Here is a 20,950-nt window from a genome sequence, read left to right on the forward strand (position 1 = left end):
TACTCCTGGAAGGCGGTGATGGTGGCGCGCTGCGGCGCACCCGGGGATCATGTTGACACGCGCGGTCGCCCGGGGTGCAGACCCGCCCCCCGGGGTGGCACGTGCGGGCGGTACAACCGAGCGGTGCTGGGCACGGCCCACCTGACGGCAGTAGCGTGCGGGTGACGCCGAGCCCACCGAACTGACGGGATGGAACCATTAACCCCATGAGAGCCCGGGTACTGGTGGTCGACGACGACCCCGCGCTCGCCGAGATGCTCGGCATCGTGCTGCGCAGCGAAGGCTTCATGCCCTCGTTCGTGGCGGACGGGGAACGGGCATTGGCCGCGTTCCGCGACAATCGGCCCGACATCGTCCTGCTTGACCTGATGCTGCCCGGAATGAGTGGTATCGACGTGGCGCGGGCGATCCGGGGCGAGTCGGGGGTGCCGATCGTGATGCTGACCGCGAAGAGCGACACGGTCGACGTCGTGCTCGGTCTGGAGTCGGGTGCCGACGACTACGTGGTCAAGCCGTTCAAGCCGAAGGAACTGGTGGCCCGGATGCGGGCGCGGCTGCGCCGCGGCGAGGACGTCGCGCCGGAGCTGCTCACCATCGGCCCGCCGGGCAACCAGATCGCCATAGACGTGCCGGCGCACACCGTCAGCCGCAACGGCGAGGAGGTGAAGCTGACGCCGCTGGAGTTCGACCTGCTGGTCGCGCTCGCCCGCAAACCGCGTCAGGTCTTCACCCGCGAGGTGCTGCTTGAGCAGGTGTGGGGATACCGGCACGCGGCGGACACCCGGCTGGTCAACGTGCACGTGCAGCGGCTGCGCGCCAAGATCGAGCCGGATCCGGAGCGACCCGAAATCATCCTCACCGTTCGCGGCGTGGGCTACAAGGCGGGTACCGGATAGCCTGGTCGCACTGTGACCACCTCCCCGATCCCCGATCTCGACCCGACCGCCCGCCGGCACGGCGCCGGGTGGGAGTTGTGGCGTGGGGTGAGTGGCCGACTGGCCCGTTCGCTGGCGAGGCTGCACCAGACCTGGCGCCGGTCGTTGCAGGTGCGGGTGGTGACCATCACGCTGGTGACGTCCAGCCTGCTGGTCGGCGGGTTCGCCTACCTGATCGCAGACAAGATCACGAGCATCCTGCTGGACAATGCGAAGACCGACGTCCAGTTGCGGCTGCTCAACGGCGCGGAGTACGCAGCCAAGCAGTTCAGCCTCTACAGCCAGCCCCAGGAGGCCCAGCTCCAGGAGACGATCGACGGCACGGTCAACTACCTCGCCGGTGGCGACCCCCAGCAGAACAGCGGCGTCGTGGTGGCCCTCACCGCGGACAACTGGCCCGGGGTGATCGAGGCGCGCACCTCACCGTCGGCGAACGTCCGGCCCCTGATCAGCCCCGAGCTGCGCGCCGCGGTGGCCGACGGGAACGTGGCCAACCAGATCCGTACCGGCCGGCTCACCGGAGACGCCGAGACGAAGTACCTCGTCTACGGTTCTCCGGTGCCGACCCGGTTCGGTCAGGTGGAGCTCTACTACTTCGTGCCGCTGACCTTGCAGGACACCACGGCGGCGCAGGCACGGGCCACCGTGGTGGCCACCGGAGTCGCCCTGGTGCTGCTGCTCGGCCTGCTCGCCGCGCTGGTGACCCGGCTGGTGGTGATCCCGGTACGGGTCGCCGCCCGGACCGCCCAGCGACTCTCGGCCGGCCTGCTCGACCAGCGGATGGCCGTCAACGGCGAGGACGACCTGGCGCTGCTCGCGGCCTCGTTCAACCAGATGGCCACCAACCTGCAACGGCAGATCCTGCGCCTGGAGGAGATGTCCCGGCTGCAACGCCGGTTCACCTCCGACGTGTCGCACGAACTGCGGACCCCGCTGACCACGGTCCGGATGGCCGCCGACCTGATCTTCGCCGAACGCGACGAGTTCGATCCGGCGGTGGCGCGCAGCGCCGAGTTGCTCCAGGCCGAGCTGGACCGCTTCGAGGAACTGCTTACCGACCTGCTGGAGATCAGCCGGTTCGACGCGGGCTTCGCGGTGCTCGACGCCGAGCCGACCGATCTGGTGCCGGTGGTCCACCGGGTGGCCGACCGGCTGACCGGGTTGGCCGAGCGGGTCGGGGTGGCCATCGAACTGGACGTCCCGGCCGCCCCGGTGATCGCCGAGATCGACCCACGACGGGTCGAACGGGTGCTGCGCAACCTGGTCGGCAACGCTGTCGAGCACGGCGAGGGCCGGCCGGTGCGGATCACGCTGGGAATGGACGAGACCGCCGTCGCGCTTACCGTCCGCGACCACGGTGTCGGGCTCAAGCCGGGCGAGGAGAAACTGGTCTTCAACCGGTTCTGGCGGGCTGATCCGTCGCGGGCGCGACAGACCGGCGGGACCGGACTGGGGCTGTCGATCAGCCTGGAGGACGCCCGACTGCACGGCGGCTGGCTGGAGGCGTGGGGTGCGCCGGGGCAGGGCGCACAGTTCCGGCTCACCCTGCCGGCGCGCGCCGGTGACCGGCTCACCACCTCGCCGCTGCGGCTGGTGCCGGCCGACGCCACGCTGCCGTTCGGCGGCGCGCCCGCCGGTGGACTGCTGGCCATCGGGCCCGGCCCGGCCGGCGCGCTCGCCGTCGGCCCGGCGCCGTCGGCCGAACAGCCGCGCGCGGAGGTGGGCTCGTGAGGCGACGGTTGCTGACCGGGGCCCTCGGCGGCGTGCTGGTGCTGGGCGTTGCCGCTGGCTGCGGGATCCCCGACCGCAGCGAGGTGCAGATCGAGCAGCGTGGGCCGGCCGCGGAGACGAACTGGTCGCTGGGACGCGGTACCGAGCCGCCGACGCGGGAGGCCAGCGGCAGCGACGCCGAGGCGTTCGTGCGCAACTTCCTGGCCGCGGCGGCCGGTGAGCCCGACCGGGCGTACGAGCGGGTGAAGCGGTTCATCGCGACCGCGGACCGCACCTCGCTGCCGGACAAGCAGGGCAGCGAGGTGGCGCTGTCGGTGGTGCGGTTGACCGACGATCCGGTGATCGAACCGGACGTGGACAGCATGAAGGTCACCATCAGCGTGCAGCAGGTCGGGCTGCTGCGGGCCAACGGGATGCTGGTGCCGCCGGTGGCCACCGAGTCGACGTACGAGTTCCGGCTGATCAGTGCCGGCCCGGTGGGTGAGGACGACGCCGGCTACTACGTCAGCGACCCGCCGAACGTGCTGCTGCTCAGCGACGACGCGCTGCGCCGGTTCTACCAGGCGGAGGCGATCTACTTCTGGAACTCCGACCGTACCCAGCTCGTGCCCGACCAGCGGTACCTCTCCTCGGCCGTACCGCCGGAGCGGCGGGTGAGCGAGGTCGTCCGGTGGTTGACCGCCGGCCCGTCGGACTGGCTGCGGATCGGTGTCTCCGGTCTGCCCGACCGTACCGAAATGATCAACAATGCCACCGGCTCGGACGGCCGGTGGGAGGTCAACCTCGACATGCCGGGCGCTGACGAGCGGCGGCTGGAGCAGCTCGGTACCCAGTTGGCATGGTCCCTGCGGGAGCTGCACGGCACCGTCGAGGTGAAGATCCTCAACCAGTCCCGCAAGGTGATCGACCTCGCGGAGCAGCGCAGGCTGAATCCGCTGGACCTGATCGAGGTCAACGCGCGGCGATACTGCGTCTACGAAGGGGCCATCCACTCGCTGACGGTGGCCGGCGAGGCCGCCGGCTCGGTGCCGGTGGCGCCCGAGGTGAACCACGACATCGTCGCCGCCGGGCTGCGTCGCGTCGACGCGGACGTCGTGGTCGCCGTCGTGGTGGCCGGCGAGGACGGGCGGCAGCGGCTGGCCGTCGGCCGGGGTGGCGGCGTGGTGGAGACCCTCACCACCGGCCCCAGCAGGTACGCCGAGATGAGCCGCCCGGTCTGGATCCGCAGCGACGCAGCCCGCCCGGCCGGCCTGGTGGTCGCCGACGGCCGGCTCTACCGCTTCGACGGCCAGGCGGCGACGCGGCAGGTCCAGCTCGGCCTGCCGGGCCGGGTGACCGCGGTGGCGGCCGCCCTGGACGGGCACCGGCTGGCACTGATCGTCGACGGCATGCTGCACGTCGCCGCGATCAACTGGGAGGGTGGGGTGCCCACCGTGGGCCCGGCCCGACGGTTGGTCAGCTCGTTGACCGACGCCACCGCGGTGGACTGGTCGGCGGCGAACCGCCTGCTGGTGGCCGGCTCGGCCGGCCGTCCCGCGATCTACGACGTGACCGTCGACGGTGCCCTGGAGACCCCGCTGCGGGAGGACACCGGCAGCCAGGTCGACCACCTCGCCGCGTACCCCGCCACCGCCGAGCGGTCCCCGCTGGCCGGCTCGTTCATGTACGAGGCGAACGGGGTGGCGTACCGCAGCAACCCGTTCGACCGGATCAACCGCGACCAGGTCCAGGACGTCACACCGCCGCCTGCGGGGGTACGTCCGGGCAACCCCACCGCACCCGTCTTCCTCTACTGAGCAGGCCGTGACGGGCGGGCTCTGGGCGGACCTGGCCGACCTGGTGCTGCCCACCGAGTGCGCCGGTTGCCGGGAAAGCCGCCCGGGGTTGCGCCACGGCGTCTGCCCGGACTGCGTCACCGCGCTGCGGGCGCTGCGCCCGGGTCCGGTGCGACCTGTCCCGGCCCCGCCTGGTCTGCCGCCCTGTCACGCCCTGGGCGCGTACGGCGGGCCGCTGCGGGAGACGCTGCTGGCGTACAAGGACCACGGCCGGCACGGTCTGGCCAGGCCACTCGGTGCCCTGCTCGCCGAGGTCGTCGCGGCGGCGGTCGGTCCGGTGGGACCGGTGCTGCTGGTGCCGGTGCCGGACACCCCGGCGGCGGCCCGGGCCCGCTACGGCGACCACCTGCGCCGGTTGACCCGGCACTGCGCCCGTCGGCTGCGGGCTGCGGGCTGGCCGGTGCGGGTGCACAACGTGGTGCGTGCCGCACCCCGACCGGACTCGGTGACGCTGGACAGCGCGGGTCGGGCGGCGGCGGCCACGGCCGCCTTCCGGGCCCGGTCTGGCCGCAATCCGACCGCCGCGGGGGCGAGGGTGGTCCTGCTGGACGACATCGTCACCACCGGAGCCACCCTCGCGGCGGTCAGCCGGGTGCTGACCGTGCGCGGGCTGTCGCCGTACGGGGCGGCGGTGCTGGCCGCAACACGGAAAAGGCACCAACAGTGACCGATCGTGTTTCCGTTTCACCCCTTCGTGTATGAGGTGTGGAAATTCTCCGGGCGGTCTTGGCGACCGGGGGTGACTGTCGGGCTAACAGGAGTTAGCGTTTGGCTGTCGGGGGTAGGAAGGCCATTCCACCCACCCCTGGCGGTGAGAGGAGGCGTAGCCGTATTGACCGGTCGACGCCGAATGGGGCCGTCCCCCGGGCGCGACCGGAGTTCCGGATCGAAGACCGTCCGAATGAGGGAGGTCACGTGGACATCGTGGTCAAGGGCCGTAACGTCGAAGTGCCGGACCATTACCGGGTGCACGTAGCAGACAAGCTCGCGAAGATCGAACGCTACGACCACAAGATCATTCGTGTGGATGTCGAACTGTTCCACGAGCGCAATCCGCGCCAGGCCGATCATTGCCAGCGGGTGGAGATCACCTGCTATTCCCGTGGCCCGGTGATCCGGGCCGAGGCCTGCACCAGCGACTTCTACAGCGCTCTGGACTCGGCGATCGCCAAGCTCGACTCCCGGCTGCGTCGCGCGGCCGACCGGCGTCGGGTACACCGAGGTCGGCACGCGCCGCTGTCGGTCGCCGCCGCGACCGCCGGCCTGCCGGTGACCGACCTCCCCGCGCTGTCCGCCCCCGCGGAGATCGGCAGCGTCGCCGCGGAGACCAGCACCGCCACCGCACTGGCCGAGCGGCCCGAGGAGGAGCACGCCGACGACCAGCCGTGGCACATCGCCCGGGAGAAGGTGCACCCCGCCGAGCCGATGACCGTCGACGACGCCCTGTTCCAGATGGAACTGGTGGGCCACGACTTCTATCTGTTCCAGGACAAGGAATCCGGCCGTCCGAGCGTGGTCTACCGGCGGCACGCCTACGACTACGGCATCATCTCGCTGGACATCTGACCGTGACGGCGGCCCGGGTCGTATACACCGGCCCGGGCGCCGTCGCGGACCTGGGCCGCCGGGCCCCGGTCAGCCCAACGGATCCGTCGCTAGCAGGCCGTAGACCGTCGAGTCGGCCCGGCTGCCCGCCGCGCTGGGTAGCCGGCCGCGCAACAGCCCCTCTCGCCGGAATCCGGCCTTCTCCAGCACCCGCTGGGAGGCGGCGTTCTCCGGCAGGGTGCCGGCCCACAACCGGGACAGGCCGACGTGGTCGAATCCCCACCGGGCGAGTAGCCGTACCGTCCGGGTGGCGTAGCCGCGTCCGCGCCACTGCGGCAGCAGGCTGTAGCCGATCATCGCCTGCCCGCTGGCGGGCTGGTCGTAGTTGAGCGTGCAGTTGCCGACGAAGTCACCGGACGCGCCGTCGAGGACGGTCATCGCGGCGGCGGTCCCGACCAGCCACTGACTCTCCGCACCGCGGCAGCGTCGCTCGATCTCGTCCCGGGCCGGTGCCCCCGGGGGCACCCGGCTGGCCACCACCTCCGGGTCGCTGTGCAGGCGGTACGTCTGATCGGTGTCGTCCGGCCCGAGCCGGCGCAGCACGACCACCCCGTCGGTGAGCCGGCCGTCGGGCAGGTCCGGCAGCGGACGCGGCGACGGGCCGGGCGGGTCGTCGGCGAGCCGTACCCACACCGTCAGGTCCCACCGGCCGCCGGCCCGAATCGGCGTCGCGGAGCGGCGTACCCCCTCGGGCCGGTAACCGGCGGCCAGCGCGACCCGCTGGCTGGCCGTGTTCTCGACGCGGGTGAGCAGTTCCAACCGGGCGGTGCCGCTGGCGAAGACGTGCTCGGAGAGGGCGCGGGTGGCGGCGGTGGCCACCCCTCGGCCGCGCGCCCACGGTGCCACCCAGTAGCCGATCTCCGCCTGGCCCCGCTGCGGCACCGGATGGCTCAGGCCCACGGTGCCGAGCAGTCGGTCGGTCGCCGGGTCGGTCACGGCGTACGCGGCGCCACCGCTGGCGAAGGCGGCCGGCGCACCCTGTGTGATCCACCACCGTGCGTCGGCCTCGGTGTACGGGTCCGGTAGCCCGTCGAGGAAGCGCTGGGTGAGCGGATCGGCGCAACCGGCCGCGACGTCCTCGACGTCGTCGAGGCGGAACGGCCGTAGCCGCACCCCGTACGCCTCGATCCGCTGCTCGCTGCGCTGCGGGCCGTCATGAGCGTTCATGGCGCTGCTTTGATGATTCGCTCGCGGACGCTCGCTCATGTCGACCCTTCGCTGCGCTGCGGGCCGTCATGAGCGTTCATGGCGCTGCTTTGATGATTCGCTCGCGGACGCTCGCTCATGACAGGTCCTCCGCGAGCAGTGCGCCGACCCAGGCGTCGACCCGGGTGCCGCGGTGGTTGAGGGCCCCGCGGGCGGTGCCCTCCATCGCGAAACCGGCCTTCTCGGCCGCTCGCCGGGAGGCGGCGTTACCGACGTTGGCCCGCCATTCGATCCGGGCCAGCCCGAGGGTGGTGAAGCCCCAGGCGCAGAGCGCCGCTAACGCCGCCGGCTGGTAGCCCCGCCCTCGGGCGTGCGGCGCGGTCATGAAGCCGACGTCGGCCAACAGCGGATCGGTGGCCGACAGTCGCAGATCGATCGAACCGGCGTACCGGTCCGCGGCGTCGGTGAAGACGAAGTTGGCGCTGCTGCCGGCGGCCCAGGTGGCCCGCACGAACCGCAGGAAGTCCTCGGCGTCCGCCCGCGTGTAGCCCTCCGGCACGGTCGTCCAGCGCAGCGTCTCCGGATCCCGGCAGGTGGTGACGATTGCGTCGAGGTCGCGCTCATCCATCGGGCGCAGGCTCAGCTCGTGCGGGCCGGTGGTGGCGAACAGGGTCGGTTGCGGCCGGCCGAAGACGACCGCGCGCCGGGCGTCCAGGGTGCCCGGACCAGCCGGGCCGACCTCACCGGGCGCCGGTACGTCGCCGGGCAGCAGCGAGCCGAACCACTCGTGGGCGCCGCCGGTTGGGTCGGCGGCCCGTAGTCGCCCCTCGATCCGGACACCGGACCGCAGAGCGACCAGCCGGGAGGCGTGGTTGCCCACCTGGGCGCCCCAGAGCAGCCGGCGCAGCTTCAGCTCGTCGAAGGACCACCGGGCGACGGCCCGGAGGGCCCGGACGGCGACCCGCTGGCCCCGCGCCCACGGCGCGGTCCAGTACCCGATCTCGCTGAGTTCGTGGTTGCGGTCGATGGTGTTCAACCCGCAGGCGCCGAGCACCTCGCCGCGTGCGGCGTCGCAGACCGCGAAGGATGCGCCGGTGCCGAGTTCCCATTGGCGGGCCCGGTCCGCGACGAAGCTCTGCGCGTGTTCGTGCCGGTACGGGCGAGGTACGGTGGTCCAGCGCTGGATGTCCGGATCCTGGCACGCGCGGTGCACGGCGTCGGCGTCGGTCGCTCGCCACGGCCGCAGCAGCAGACCGTCTTCGGTGATCTCCACGGGCTCCACCGAGCCATCGTGCCGGATCGTTCGCGCACGGCGTAACCGGATAACCGGGACGCGGACGGGAGCGGGGAGTGTTATGTCGGTTTCGCGGCGGCCGACCACCGCCACCAGTGACCATCGGCCCGATGGAACGCCTACGATGGTTCGAGACTGTCTAGGGGAGCGTTGATCCGTGTCGATTCTGGAAAAGGTCCTCCGTGCGGGCGAGGGGCGCATGGTGCGCCGCCTCAAGGCGATCGCCGCCGCCGTCAACTCGATCGAGGACGACTACGTCAACCTCACCGACGACGAGCTGCGCGACATGACCGAGCAGTTCAGGGAACGCCTCGCCGACGGCGAGACCCTGGACGACCTGCTGCCTGAGGCGTTCGCGGTCTGCCGGGAGGCGGCGGCCCGGGTGCTCGGCCAGCGGCCGTACGACGTGCAGGTGATGGGTGGCGCGGCGTTGCACTTCGGCAACATCGCCGAGATGAAGACCGGTGAGGGCAAGACCCTGACCTCGGTGATGCCGGTCTATCTCAACGCATTGTCCGGCAAGGGCGTGCACGTGGTCACGGTGAACGACTACCTGGCCCAGCGGGACGCCGCCTGGATGGGGCGGGTGCACGAGTTCCTCGGGCTGACCGTTGGTGTGGTGCTGCCCAACCGGCCGGCGGTCGAGCACCGCGCGGCGTACGAGTGCGACATCACCTACGGCACGAACAACGAGTTCGGTTTCGACTACCTGCGCGACAACATGGCCTGGTCGAAGGACGAACTGGTCCAGCGCGGCCACAACTTCGCCGTGGTCGACGAGGTCGACTCCATCCTGATCGACGAGGCCCGTACCCCGCTGATCATCTCCGGCCCGGCCGAACACTCCGCCCGCTGGTACGGCGAGTTCGCCGCCGTGGTGGCCCGTCTCCAGTCGGGCAAGGACGGCGAGGGTGACTACGAGGTCGACTACGCCAAGCGCACCATCGCGGTCACCGAGCGGGGCGTGGCGAAGGTGGAGGACCGGCTCGGCATCGACAACCTCTACGAGTCGGTGAACACTCCGCTGGTCGGCTACCTGAACAACGCGATCAAGGCCAAGGAGCTGTACAAGCGCGACAAGGACTACATCGTCAGCGACGGCGAGGTCCTGATCGTCGACGAGTTCACCGGCCGCATCCTGCACGGTCGCCGCTACAACGAGGGCATGCACCAGGCGATCGAGGCCAAGGAGGGGGTGGAGATCAAGCAGGAGAACCAGACCCTGGCCACCATCACCCTGCAGAACTACTTCCGCCTCTACGACAAGCTCGCCGGCATGACCGGTACGGCGCAGACCGAGGCGGGCGAGTTCAACAAGGTCTACAAGGTCGGCGTGGTGACCATCCCGACCCACCGGCCGATGATCCGCGAGGACCGGGCCGACGTCATCTACAAGACCGAGCAGGCCAAGTTCAACGCGGTGATCGAGGACATCGCCGAGCGGCACCACGCAGGTCAGCCGGTGCTGGTCGGCACGGTCTCCGTGGAGAATTCCGAGATCCTCTCCCAGCTGCTGCGCCGCCGGGGCATCCCGCACTCGGTGCTGAACGCGAAGTTCCACGCCCGCGAGGCGGAGATCGTCGCCCAGGCCGGTCGCAAGGGCGCGGTCACGGTGGCCACCAACATGGCCGGCCGGGGCACCGACATCCTGCTCGGCGGCAACCCCGAGTTCCTCGCGGCCAACGAGCTACGCCAACGCGGGCTGGACCCGCTGGAGAACGCCGAGGAGTACGACAAGGCCCTCGAAGAGGTCATGCCGCAGTGGAAGCAGGCCTGCGACGCGGAGGCCGAGGAGGTCGCCGCCGCCGGTGGGCTCTACGTGCTGGGCACGGAGCGGCACGAGTCCCGACGGATCGACAACCAGCTTCGTGGCCGGTCCGGCCGGCAGGGCGACCCGGGCGAGTCCCGGTTCTACCTCTCGCTGCAGGACGAGCTGATGAAGCGGTTCCGCTCCGGTGCGGTGGAGGCGGTCATGGACCGCTTCAACATCCCGGAGGACGTGCCCATCGAGTCGAAGATGGTCACCCGCCAGATCAAGAGCGCCCAGGCTCAGATCGAGGGGCAGAACGCCGAGATCCGCAAGAACGTCCTCAAGTACGACGAGGTCATGAACAAGCAGCGCCAGGTGATCTACGCCGAGCGGCTGCGCGTACTCAACGGCGAGGATCTCTCCGACCAGGTACGCAACATGATCAACGACACCATCGAGGCGTACGTGCGGGGGGCCACCTCGGACGGCTACGCCGAGGACTGGGATTTCGAGCAGTTGTGGTCCAGCCTCAAGCAGCTCTACCCGGTGGGCATCACCATCGAGGAGCTGGAGGAGGAGGCCGGCGGGTCCCGGGCCAGTATCGACGCCGACTTCCTGCTCGCCCGGCTCAAGGAGGACGCGAACGCCGCGTACGACCGGCGTGAGGAGCAACTCGGCGCCGAGGGCACCCGGCAACTGGAACGGATGGTGCTGCTCCAGGTCATCGACCGCAAGTGGCGTGAGCACCTCTACGAGATGGACTACCTCCAGGAGGGCATCTCGCTGCGCGCGTACGCCCAGCGTGACCCGGTGGTGGAGTACCAGCGCGAGGGCTTCGACATGTTCGCCACCATGATGGACGGCATCAAGGAGGAGACTGTCGGCTTCCTCTACAACCTCGAGGTGCAGGTCAACGAGCCGGAGCCGGAGGCCGAGGAGGTCCAGCTGCTGGAGAAGCCGGTGGAGATCCGGGCCAAGGGCCTGGGTCGTGCGCCGCAGCAGCAGGGGCTTCAGTACTCCGCGCCGACCATCGACGGCGAGGCCGGTGCCGGTGGCGTCGCCGTGCAGCGGGAGGAGCAGCGGGCTCCCGCGCTCGGCATCGGCCGTCCGGACCAGGCCGCCCCGGCGGCGCCGGGGCGCACGGCACCGACCGCGCCGCAGCGCCCGGCCGGCGGCCTGCGCGGTCCGGGGGTCCCGGTCGGCAACGCCCGCCAGCCCGCACCGGGGCAGGCGACCGCCAGCAACGGACCGTCCCGTAACGCGCCGTGCCCCTGTGGCTCGGGTCGCAAGTACAAGCGCTGCCACGGTGCTCCCGGCGGCACCTCGGCCGGCTAGGAATCGCCCGGCTCCGGAAGATCGCGCCCGATCCTGGATCGAGTGGCCTCGCTCAGCGAACACGGCCACCAACTCAGGATTCGGGCGCGATCTCGTCCGGGCTCCCGTGGCGGTGGGGCCGGTCGGGGGAGCGGTGTTCCGGTCGGAGCGGCGAGGTCAGAGGACCCGCAGGTCGGTGCAGAGCCAGTTGCCGCGCCGCTGCTCCAGGCGCAGCGCCATCGCCCAGCTACGACCACCGGCGCCGGTGAGCACGGCGGCGGCCTCGATGGCGGTGGGGCGAGGCTCGCAGACGCGCAGTCGTCGCAGCCGCACCCCGGGGCGCGCCGAGCGCCGTCGAGCCGGTGCCGCGTGTGCGGTGGCGCGGGCGAGCTCGGGCAGCAGCGCGGCGGCCCGCGCCGGGTCGAGTTGACGCCGTAGCTGCACCGGTGGCCGGAAGCCGTTGAACACCTCCAGGCAGGTGGCGACGAAGCGGTGGGCGACCCGGGTGGCCGCCGGGGTGGCTGTGGTCAGGGCCCCGGCCGGCAGGTGCCGGGCCGGAGCGTGGCGGGGCCCCGCCGGGCCGGATCCGGTGGGCCGGCCGGACTCACCCGACCACGGCACGCCGGGCGTGACCGGTCGGCTGCCGGAGCGCGAGGCCGCCCACGGCAGCGGCGACCGGTCCGGGCCACGGCCGTCGGGCCACTGCCCGCCGGTGGCGAAGAGGTCGAGGGCGAGCTGGCCGTCGGCCGGTCGTGGCCAACCGGTGGTGTCCTCGTCGACGGAGGGCGGCTCGAAGGCGGGCGCCGGCCGCAGCCGCACGGGTGGGCGCGCCGGCCCGGGCCGCCGGAGGTCGGTCATCGCGCTGCCCCCTGCCATCAAAGCTTGCGTTTGCCTTCGTTTGCTTTCGATAGCTTTGATTGTCGGGCATGGCAGAGCCAGCGGTCAATGCCGTGGTGGTGGTCCTACCGTTCGTCGGGGTCGCGTTCCGCCAGCGGGTTATCGCGTACCCAATCGGCGGTTTCGGCGTACTTGCGCTGGATGTACTCCTCCAGGCGGGCCCGCTCCACCCGCCACTGCCCCCGGCCGCCGATCTTGATCGCGGGCAGCTCGCCACTGCGTACCATGTGGTAGACCTGCGAATCCGACACGTTCAGCTCGGTGGCCACGTCGGACAGGAGCAGGAACCTCGGTTCCACCGGAACTCCCCGGGTTGACGTCGTTCGCCTCAGTTTGCCACCGGCCGCCGCCTCCCGACCAATCCGGTTTCGTCGGCCGGCGGGACACACCGGCCCATCGCCGGAACTTCCACGAAGGCGATACGGGGTGTATGACGGTCAGGGCGGACGGGCAGGGCCGTACGCCGGGGCCCGGCGTGTCGTCGCCGGCCGGAGCAGAGCGGGGGAAACCACGGTGACCGACGAGCTTGTCCGGGTCTACGTGCCGGCGACCGTGCCGATGCTGGCCAGGCTGCCGGAGCACGGGCTCGCCGCGGCGCAGGCGCACGCGGTGACCCCGACGCTACGCGAGTGGTACGCGGAAGGCGACGAGGAGGAGTTGGAGTACGTCGCCTTCACCCGCGCCGCCCAGGACGCCCTGCAACTGATCCGTCACGACCCGGCCGCGCCGCGTCGACGGGTGGTCGTGTCGGCGGACCTGCCCGCGACGGCGATCGGTCGGGGCGACGGGGAACTGGGCTCCAGCGTGGTGGAGTTGCAGGCCCCGGTGCCGGTCGCGGCCGTCGCGGCCGTGCACGTGGACGGGATGGACGCCGCCGCCGACGTCGCCGCCGCCGTCCAGGTGGTACTGGAGGCGTTGGCCGGCGACCCCGACGCCCAGTTCACCGTCGACGGTGCCGAGGACCATGAACTGGAGTGGTACGACCCCAGCGAACTGGAGTCGCTGCTGCGCGCCACCGCCACGGAAGGCTGACCGCCGTCCGGGTCACCGGCGGCCGACTACGCCTCGTCGTCGGCCGGTGAACTGAGCGTACGGCCGAAACTGACCACGGCGGTCAGCGCGCCGACGAACAGCACCCAGATGGCGTTGTCCACCCGTGAGGTACCGAGTGAGGTCTGCGCGACCGCGTCCGCCTCGCTGAGTGCGGCGGCCAGGTCGATCAGCGAACGCCCACCGATCCGGATGATCACCTCGGTGAGCAGGAGGAGGAGTCCCGGTCCCGCGCCCGCCACCAGGTACGCCGGCCAGCGCGGTCCAGCCTCGCCGCCGTCGCGTACGACTCGCCGCCGTGCCCAGGTGAGGTAGCCGAAGGCCAGCCCACCGGCGATGAGCCCGGCCAGCAGGGACTCGGTCCGGGAGACCCAACTGGCCGCGTTGACAAGCGACTGCTGGCTGTCACCGGCACCGAAGAGATTGAACAGCGGATCCCGGGCCACGCTGAAGGCCACCACGAAGACCAGGGTGCCCAGCGCGGCGGCGGCCACGGCACCCACCACCGCACCGTTACGGGCCCCGGCGAGCGCGCCGCCGATGACGGCCGCGGCGGCCGTGGTGCCGGCGATCGTGCGGGTGGTGACGTCACCCGCGTAGGTGAGGTCGATCGCGAGCGCGGCGAGCAGCCCGACGAGCAGGCCGGCGCCGATCGCCACCGCGAAGCGCAGGGTCACCCGTTCGGTCCGGCGGGCAACCGGCTCGCCGGCCGCCAGCCCGACGGCGGCACCGGCCACCAGCGCGGCCGAGATCACGCCGGGCAGCGCGAAGGCGGAGAGACTGACCGCGGTGACACCGGCCGTCGCCGAACTGATCGCCTCCCGGGTCGACCAGAGCATCGCGGCCAGCCAGCCGGCGGCCAGCAACGCCAGCACCGTCGCTCCCGGCGCGGGTGCGGGACGGCCGGCCCCGGAGTGGTCGCCGGCAGCCTCGGACTGGTCGTCCGCGTCGGGGCCGGTGGCCGCGGACCGGTCGTCCGCGCGCGGGTCGACGGTGTCGGACTGGTCGGGCCGCGCGGCGGTCGGCCCACCGGGCTCGTTGCTCATGGTCTCCCTCTCACCGCCGGGCCCGACCGGGCCGGACCGTCACGGCAACCCAGCGTACGCGTCCGGAACAGGCGTGCGCCCGAAGCCTGCACGGCCTGCATTTCTTCGGTCAGGTATCTCGTTCGGGTACGAATCGGTTCCGGTGGACGTGAAATGCCTCCTGATCGTTGGCCTACCGGCGGCCGGGGTGTGCTCGACCGACGCCGGCCGTGGGAGGATTGGCGCAGGTCCCGCCACCGCGGGGCCGGTTTCGCCACCGCCGTCGAGATCGCCAGGAGCCCTGATGGACGCCGTGTTCTCCGTACCCGAGCCGCGTAACGAGCCGGTGCGCAGCTATGAGCCGGGCAGCACCGACCGCGAACGTCTCCAGCGCAGGCTCACCGAGCTGGCCGCTGAGCGCATCGACCTGCCGATGACCATCGCGGGCGAACAGCGGATGGCCGGCGGCGAGCCGATCCAGGTGGTGCAGCCGCACCGGCACGCGCACGTGCTCGGGGTCACCGGGCACGCCACCCACGACGACGCGCGGGCGGCGGTCAAGGCCGCCAAGGACGCCGCGCCGGACTGGCGCGCGCTGCCCTTCGAGGAGCGCGCCGCGATCTTCCTGCGCGCCGCCGAGCTGCTCTCCGGCCCCTGGCGGGACACCCTGAACGCGGCCACCATGCTGGGCCAGTCGAAGACGGCCGTGCAGGCCGAGATCGACGCGGCCTGCGAGTTCATCGACTTCCTGCGATTCAACGTGCACTTCGCCCGCAAACTGCTGGCCGAGCAGCCGATGTCGTCGCCCGGCGTGTGGAACCGCTTCGACCACCGGCCGCTGGAGGGCTTCGTCTACGCGGTCACCCCGTTCAACTTCACCGCCATCGCCGGCAACCTGCCGTCGGCGCCGGCCCTGCTCGGCAACACGGTGGTGTGGAAGCCGGGCCCGACCCAGCAGTTCGCCGCACACTTCACCATGCGCCTGTTCGAAGCGGCCGGCCTGCCGCCCGGTGTGCTCAACATGGTGACCGGGCGGGGCGAAGAGGTCTCCGACGTGGTGCTGGCCGACCCCGACCTGGCCGGCATCCACTTCACCGGGTCCACCAAGGTCTTCCAGCACCTCTGGCGCACGGTCGGGGAGAACATCGCCGGCTACCGGGGCTACCCCAGGCTGGTCGGCGAGACCGGGGGCAAGGACTTCGTGGTCGCGCACTCCAGCGCCGACGTCGACGCGCTGCACACGGCGCTGATCCGGGGCGCCTTCGAGTACCAGGGACAGAAGTGCTCGGCGGCCTCCCGCGCGTACGTCCCGCGCTCCCTCTGGGAGGGTGGCCTGCGTGACCGGCTGGCCGCGACCGCCGACGGGCTGGCCTACGGCGACGTCACCGATTTCCGCAACTTCGGCGGCGCGGTCATCGACGACAAGGCGTACTCCCGGCACACCGCCGCACTGGAGCTGATCACCACCGACGACAGCTGCCGGATCATCGCCGGTGGCACCGCCGACGACTCGGTCGGCTGGTTCGTCCGCCCGACGATCTTCGAGTGCGGCGACCCGGCACACGAGACGTTCACCACCGAGTACTTCGGCCCCATCCTCGGCGTGCACGTGTTCGACGACGCCCGCTTCGACGAGGTGGTCACGCAGGCCGAGGCCATCGCCCCGTACGCACTCACCGGGTCGATCTTCGCCACCGACCGGCGGGTGGTCGACGCGGTGGCCGAGAAGATGCGGTACGCGGCCGGCAACTTCTACATCAACGACAAGCCGACCGGCGCCGTCGTCGGTCAGCAGCCGTTCGGCGGTGCCCGGGCCAGCGGCACCAACGACAAGGCGGGATCCTGGCACAACCTGGTCCGCTGGATGTCCCCCCGGACGATCAAGGAAACCTTCGTCCCCCCGACCGACCACACCTACCCCCACATGGGCTGAAGATGTAACGACCAGCCCTGGACCGACGCCGAGCAAGGTGTGACAGGAGGGGCCCTTGTCGACCCCGCGCCCGCTGAGCCGGGCCGGGGGCGGCCGGGGGTGACGCCGGCCGGCCCGGCGTGGGTGGACGGTCGCGCGCCGACAGTGCACATAGGAAGCCCCAATCGGTGGCGAAAAGGGGAAATCCTGGACGCCGGCCCGGCAAAGTGGCAGCGTAAGGGGCATGGCGGAATCCGGAGTGAACCCCACGGCGGCGGCCCTGCTCGGGCTGCTCCACGAGGGTCCCATGACAGGTGGCCAGTTGATGGCCGCCGCCGAGCGCCGACTGGCGCCGTACTGGTCGATGACCCGAAGCCAGGTCTACCGGGAGTTGCCGGTGCTGGCCGAGCGAGGTTTCGTCCGGTTGGGTAAGCCCGGGCCGCGGATGAGTCAGCCGTACGCGATCACGGCAGCCGGAAAACGGACATTTTCCCGCTGGCTGGCCGAGGATCCCGGGCGGGACACCATCCGCAACCCGATCGCCCTGCGCATCGCCTTCGGGAACCTGCACTCCCCGAACCAGCTGAAGAACCTCCAGGCCGCAGCCAACGAGTACCACACCGACGCGCTGGCCCGGGTCCGCGAGCAGGTCAAGAACGCCAAGAAGGAAGGCGACACGTACGACGCGAGCGCGCTGGAGTTCGCCGTGGCGTACCACCGTGCCGCCCTGTCCTGGCTCAAGAGCGCCGCCGCCAGCTGACCGCACGCCGGCCCGAGCTGGGCTCGTCTGGGCTCAATCTGCGGGGCTCGCAAGCTCACTCCTCGTCCGAGCTGGGTTTGTTTTGGCTCGGTCTGCGGGGCTCGCAAGCTCACTCCTCGTCCGAGCTGGGTTTGTTTTGGCTCGGTCTGCGGGGCTCGCAAGCTCACTCCTCGTCCGAGCAGTACCCTTGTCTGTCGTGACCGCTGCCGACTTCTCCGAACAGCTCAAGGAACTCGACGCCACCCTGCGCAACATCGAGGCGGTGCTCGACCTCGACCGTCTCCGCGCGGACAAGGCCCGCCTGGAGCAGGAGGCGTCCGCCCCGGACCTCTGGGACGACCAGGCCCGCGCCCAGCAGGTGACCTCGCAGCTGTCGTACGTCAACGGCGAGATCGACAAGCTCGGCAGCCTGCGTTCTCGGCTGGACGACGCGCACGTGCTGTTGGAACTGGCCGAGGCGGAGTCCGACTCGGGGGTACTCACCGAGGTCGAGACCGAGATCGCCGGGCTGACCAAGGCCATCCAGGAGATGGAGGTCCGCACGCTCCTGTCCGGTGAGTACGACTCCCGGGAGGCGCTGGTGGCCATCCGGGCGGGTGCCGGCGGTGTGGACGCGGCCGACTTCGCCGAGATGCTGCTGCGGATGTACCTTCGCTGGGCCGAGCGGCACGGCTACCCGACCGAGGTCTACGAGACCTCGTACGCCGAGGAGGCCGGCCTGAAGTCGGCCACCTTCACGGTCAAGGTCCCGTACGCGTACGGCACGCTCAGCGTGGAGTCCGGCACCCACCGGCTGGTGCGGATCAGCCCGTTCGACAACCAGGGGCGGCGGCAGACAAGCTTCGCCGGGGTCGAGGTGCTGCCGGTGGTGGAGCAGACCGACCACATCGACATCCCCGAGAACGAGATGCGGATCGACGTCTACCGCTCCTCGGGCCCGGGCGGGCAGAGCGTCAACACCACCGACTCGGCGGTACGGATCACCCACGTCCCGACCGGCATCGTGGTGACCTGTCAGAACGAGAAGTCGCAGTTGCAGAACAAGGCCTCCGCGCTGCGTGTGCTCCAGGCCCGGCTGCTGGAGCGCAAGCGCCAGGAGGAGCAGGCCAAGCTCCAGGGGCTCAAGACCGACGCCGCCGGCTCCTGGGGCGACCAGATGCGTTCGTACGTGCTGCACCCCTATCAGATGGTGAAGGATCTGCGGACCGAGCAGGAGACCGGCAACCCGAGTTCCGTCTTCGACGGTGACCTGGACTCCTTCATCGAGGCGGGCATCCGGTGGCGCAAGCAGCAGCAACTGGCCGGCGACCGTGCGTGACCGATCGTGGGCGGAGCGCGCCGTGGATCTCTACTTGACGTGCTGATTTGATGACTTGCTCCGCAACGGCGGGGCGTGGGACTTGGCACGACAGTTACACGGCGTAGACTCACCACCCGTGATTCAGCTTGAGCAAGTGACGAAGACGTACCCGAAGGCGTCGCGGCCTTCGCTCGACAACGTGTCCGTGTCGATCGACAAGGGCGAGTTCGTCTTCTTCATCGGCCCATCCGGCTCCGGCAAGTCGACCATCGTCAAGATGCTGCTGCACGAGGTGGTCCCCAACAAGGGACGCGTCGTCGTCAACGGCAAGGACGTCACGTCGATGCGGTCCTGGAAGCGCCCGCACTTCCGCCGCTCGATCGGCTGCGTCTTCCAGGACTTCCGGCTGCTGCCCAACCGCACCGCGTACGAGAACGTGGCCTTCGCGCTGGAGGTGATCGGCAAGACCAAGGCGGTGGCCCGCCGGGTCGTGCCGGAGGTGCTGGAACTGGTCGGCCTCGGCGGCAAGGAGCACCGCTACCCGCACGAGCTCTCCGGTGGTGAGCAGCAGCGCGTGGCGGTCGCCCGGGCGTTCGTGAACCGTCCGCTGATCCTGCTGGCGGACGAGCCGACCGGAAACCTGGACCCGGACACCTCGATCGAGATCATGCGCCTGCTGGACCGGATCAACCGCACCGGCACCACCGTCGTGATGGTCACGCACGACTCCAACATCGTGAACCAGATGCGCCGCCGCGTCATCGAGATCGAGAGCGGCCGCATCGTTCGCGACCAGGCCCGCGGCGTCTACGGGTGACGGCCCTACCCACCGCACCCCGATCTGACGACGAACACCTCACGCCGGAGAGCCGGAGGAAATCCCGATGCGGATGAAATACGTCATGTCCGAGGTACTGGTCGGACTGTGGCGCAACGTGACCATGACCGTCGCGATGATCATCACGATGGCGGTCTCGCTGACCATGCTCGGTGCCAGCGGCCTGATCTACACCAAGGTCGCCGACATGAAGCAGCTGTACTTCGAGAACATCGAGGTCTCGATCTTCCTGAACGCCGAGGTGACGGACGAGCAGCGCAGCGCGCTCGCCACGCAGTTGGAGTCCGACCCGCTGGTCTCACAGGTCACGTACGTCAACAAGGACGAGGCCTTCCAGCGCTTCCAGGAGATGTTCCGGGACTCGCCGGACCTGCTCAGCGCGGTCAAGGCGGACCAACTTCCGGAGTCGTACCGGCTCAAGCTGGTGAACCCGGAGGAGTACAAGACCATCTCCGACCAGTACACCTCGGTCGAGGGGGTCGACCAGGTCGTCGACCAGAGTCAGGTGCTCGACAAGATCTTCAACCTCTTCACCGCCGGCCAGAACATCGCGCTGGTCGCCGCGGTCGCGATGGCGATCGCCGCACTGCTGCTGGTCGCCAACACCATCCAGGTCGCCGCGTACAGCAAGCGGCGTGAGGTCGCGGTCATGAAGCTGGTCGGCGCGTCGAACTGGTTCATCCAGGCGCCGTTCGTCCTGGAGGCGGTGGTCGCCGGCCTGATCGGCTCGATCCTGGGCCTCGGCGCCCTGATCGCGCTCAAGGTGTTCCTCTTCGACGGTGCGCTAAGCGCCCTACAGGGGCTCTTCGCGCCGGTCAGTTGGGGCGAGGTGTTCCTCACCTTCCCGGTGATGGCCGGCGTCGGCGGCCTGATCAGTGCGGTCACCGCCTGGGTCACGCTCCGCTTCTACCTGCGGGTCTAGTTCGTCGACCAAGGGCCCTTCCACGCCGGAATAAACGGCGCGGGAGGGCCCTTGTCGTTCGGGTAGCATGATCTCCGCTCTGCGGCCGGCCAGGCCGGCCACGGGCGGCAACGAAAGGGAGGTGGCGCGGCGATGCCACGGGAGAAGGGGCGCAAGGTCGTCGCCTCCAACAAGAAGGCGCGTCACGACTACGCCATCCTCGACACGTACGAGGCGGGCATGGCGCTGACCGGCACCGAAGTGAAGTCGCTGCGGGCCGGGCGGGCCTCGCTTGTCGACGCGTTCGCGCAGGAGCGGGACGGCGAGCTCTACCTGCACAGCATGCACATCCCCGAGTACGTGCAGGGCACCTGGACCAACCACGAACCCCGGCGTACCCGGAAACTGCTGCTCAAGCGACTGGAGATCGACCGGCTGATCGGCAAGCTCCGGGAGAGCGGGCTGACCCTGGTGCCGCTCCAGGTCTACTTCTCCGACGGCTGGGCCAAGGTGGAGATCGGCCTCGCCAAGGGTAAGAAGGCGTACGACAAGCGCCAGGACCTCGCCAAGCGGGACGCCGACCGGGAGATTCAACGGGCGGTGGGTCGACGAGGTAAAGGAATGAACGACTGATTTGTCTGGATTGTCCCGTATCGG

General features: G+C 70.6%; 18 protein-coding genes. 13 read left to right on the forward strand and 5 right to left on the reverse strand.

Translation table 11 applies throughout. The annotated features are described in order from the left end of the window. Positions 1 to 206 precede the first annotated feature (206 nt). From mtrA to raiA, 5 genes are all read left to right on the forward strand, one after another. Entirely contained in the window at positions 207 to 896 is a 690-nt protein-coding gene (mtrA, locus tag AB0J93_RS14440; protein ID WP_363921810.1) for an MtrAB system response regulator MtrA, read from the forward strand. A 12-nt stretch (positions 897 to 908) separates the two neighbouring features. After that, entirely contained in the window at positions 909 to 2,666 is a 1,758-nt protein-coding gene (gene mtrB, locus AB0J93_RS14445; protein WP_363921812.1) for an MtrAB system histidine kinase MtrB, read from the forward strand. Next, on the forward strand, positions 2,663 to 4,462 hold the full coding sequence (locus AB0J93_RS14450) for an LpqB family beta-propeller domain-containing protein (RefSeq protein WP_363921814.1): 1,800 nt from the start codon (positions 2,663 to 2,665) through the stop codon (positions 4,460 to 4,462). Before mtrB ends, AB0J93_RS14450 begins: the two co-directional genes overlap by 4 nt. A gap of 43 nt (positions 4,463 to 4,505) precedes the next feature. Continuing rightward, entirely contained in the window at positions 4,506 to 5,168 is a 663-nt protein-coding gene (locus AB0J93_RS14455) for a ComF family protein (RefSeq protein ID WP_363922057.1), read from the forward strand. 248 nt (positions 5,169 to 5,416) lie between these two features. Next, on the forward strand, positions 5,417 to 6,067 hold the full coding sequence (gene raiA / locus AB0J93_RS14460) for a ribosome-associated translation inhibitor RaiA (RefSeq protein ID WP_363921816.1): 651 nt from the start codon (positions 5,417 to 5,419) through the stop codon (positions 6,065 to 6,067). Positions 6,068 to 6,136: 69 nt separating this feature from the next. On the opposite strand, the gene AB0J93_RS14465 is transcribed toward raiA, so the two are convergent. Both AB0J93_RS14465 and AB0J93_RS14470 read right to left on the reverse strand, forming a co-directional pair. After that, complete coding sequence (locus AB0J93_RS14465) at positions 6,137 to 7,273, reverse strand: GNAT family N-acetyltransferase (RefSeq protein ID WP_363921818.1); 1,137 nt, start codon at positions 7,271 to 7,273, stop codon at positions 6,137 to 6,139. Positions 7,274 to 7,388: 115 nt separating this feature from the next. Continuing rightward, complete coding sequence (locus AB0J93_RS14470; protein ID WP_363921820.1) at positions 7,389 to 8,534, reverse strand: GNAT family N-acetyltransferase; 1,146 nt, start codon at positions 8,532 to 8,534, stop codon at positions 7,389 to 7,391. A 169-nt stretch (positions 8,535 to 8,703) separates the two neighbouring features. Between AB0J93_RS14470 and secA the strand changes: the two genes are divergently transcribed. Further along, a complete protein-coding gene (gene secA / locus AB0J93_RS14475; RefSeq protein WP_363921822.1) occupies positions 8,704 to 11,631 on the forward strand; it encodes a preprotein translocase subunit SecA in 2,928 nt (975 codons plus the stop codon). A 156-nt stretch (positions 11,632 to 11,787) separates the two neighbouring features. Here secA and AB0J93_RS14480 read toward each other — a convergent pair whose 3' ends face one another. Both AB0J93_RS14480 and AB0J93_RS14485 read right to left on the reverse strand, forming a co-directional pair. Next, entirely contained in the window at positions 11,788 to 12,468 is a 681-nt protein-coding gene (locus AB0J93_RS14480; RefSeq protein ID WP_363921824.1) for an Rv3235 family protein, read from the reverse strand. 104 nt (positions 12,469 to 12,572) lie between these two features. Continuing rightward, complete coding sequence (locus tag AB0J93_RS14485; RefSeq protein WP_363921826.1) at positions 12,573 to 12,806, reverse strand: helix-turn-helix domain-containing protein; 234 nt, start codon at positions 12,804 to 12,806, stop codon at positions 12,573 to 12,575. Between the two features lie 214 nt (positions 12,807 to 13,020). Between AB0J93_RS14485 and AB0J93_RS14490 the strand changes: the two genes are divergently transcribed. Further along, positions 13,021 to 13,539: a hypothetical protein gene (locus AB0J93_RS14490; protein WP_363921828.1), complete on the forward strand. Its 519-nt coding sequence runs from the start codon at positions 13,021 to 13,023 to the stop codon at positions 13,537 to 13,539. 26 nt (positions 13,540 to 13,565) lie between these two features. On the opposite strand, the gene AB0J93_RS14495 is transcribed toward AB0J93_RS14490, so the two are convergent. Then, a complete protein-coding gene (locus AB0J93_RS14495; protein WP_363921831.1) occupies positions 13,566 to 14,603 on the reverse strand; it encodes a hypothetical protein in 1,038 nt (345 codons plus the stop codon). 283 nt (positions 14,604 to 14,886) lie between these two features. On the opposite strand from AB0J93_RS14495, the gene pruA reads away from it, so the two are divergent. From pruA to smpB, 6 genes are all read left to right on the forward strand, one after another. Continuing rightward, a complete protein-coding gene (pruA, locus tag AB0J93_RS14500; protein ID WP_363921833.1) occupies positions 14,887 to 16,515 on the forward strand; it encodes an L-glutamate gamma-semialdehyde dehydrogenase in 1,629 nt (542 codons plus the stop codon). Positions 16,516 to 16,738: 223 nt separating this feature from the next. Then, positions 16,739 to 17,254, forward strand: a complete 516-nt coding sequence (locus AB0J93_RS14505) for a PadR family transcriptional regulator (protein WP_363921835.1) — start codon at positions 16,739 to 16,741, stop codon at positions 17,252 to 17,254. 196 nt (positions 17,255 to 17,450) lie between these two features. Next, positions 17,451 to 18,572 carry a peptide chain release factor 2 gene (gene prfB, locus AB0J93_RS14510; RefSeq protein ID WP_363921837.1) on the forward strand — a complete coding sequence of 374 codons (1,122 nt, stop codon included), beginning with the start codon at positions 17,451 to 17,453 and terminating at the stop codon, positions 18,570 to 18,572. 118 nt (positions 18,573 to 18,690) lie between these two features. After that, positions 18,691 to 19,371 (forward strand): cell division ATP-binding protein FtsE, encoded by a 681-nt coding sequence (ftsE, locus tag AB0J93_RS14515; protein WP_093406596.1) that lies wholly within the window; start codon positions 18,691 to 18,693, stop codon positions 19,369 to 19,371. Positions 19,372 to 19,438: 67 nt separating this feature from the next. Then, positions 19,439 to 20,314 carry a permease-like cell division protein FtsX gene (gene ftsX, locus AB0J93_RS14520; RefSeq protein WP_363921840.1) on the forward strand — a complete coding sequence of 292 codons (876 nt, stop codon included), beginning with the start codon at positions 19,439 to 19,441 and terminating at the stop codon, positions 20,312 to 20,314. A 132-nt stretch (positions 20,315 to 20,446) separates the two neighbouring features. Beyond that, on the forward strand, positions 20,447 to 20,926 hold the full coding sequence (smpB, locus tag AB0J93_RS14525) for an SsrA-binding protein SmpB (protein ID WP_093406601.1): 480 nt from the start codon (positions 20,447 to 20,449) through the stop codon (positions 20,924 to 20,926). Positions 20,927 to 20,950 lie beyond the last annotated feature (24 nt).

The sequence above is a fragment of the Micromonospora sp. NPDC049374 genome (assembly GCF_040677165.1).
Classification (GTDB): Bacteria; Actinomycetota; Actinomycetes; order Mycobacteriales; family Micromonosporaceae; genus Micromonospora.

Excerpts from the sequence above, each read along its gene's own strand:
- mtrA (WP_363921810.1), top strand. The coding sequence starts at position 207 with ATGAGAGCCCGGGTACTGGTGGTCGACGACGACCCCGCGCTCGCCGAG.
- AB0J93_RS14465 (WP_363921818.1), bottom strand. The coding sequence starts at position 7,273 with ATGAACGCTCATGACGGCCCGCAGCGCAGCGAGCAGCGGATCGAGGCG.
- AB0J93_RS14480 (WP_363921824.1), bottom strand. The coding sequence starts at position 12,468 with ATGACCGACCTCCGGCGGCCCGGGCCGGCGCGCCCACCCGTGCGGCTG.
- AB0J93_RS14495 (WP_363921831.1), bottom strand. The coding sequence starts at position 14,603 with ATGAGCAACGAGCCCGGTGGGCCGACCGCCGCGCGGCCCGACCAGTCC.
- pruA (WP_363921833.1), top strand. The coding sequence starts at position 14,887 with ATGGACGCCGTGTTCTCCGTACCCGAGCCGCGTAACGAGCCGGTGCGC.
- AB0J93_RS14505 (WP_363921835.1), top strand. The coding sequence starts at position 16,739 with ATGGCGGAATCCGGAGTGAACCCCACGGCGGCGGCCCTGCTCGGGCTG.
- ftsX (WP_363921840.1), top strand. The coding sequence starts at position 19,439 with ATGCGGATGAAATACGTCATGTCCGAGGTACTGGTCGGACTGTGGCGC.
- smpB (WP_093406601.1), top strand. The coding sequence starts at position 20,447 with ATGCCACGGGAGAAGGGGCGCAAGGTCGTCGCCTCCAACAAGAAGGCG.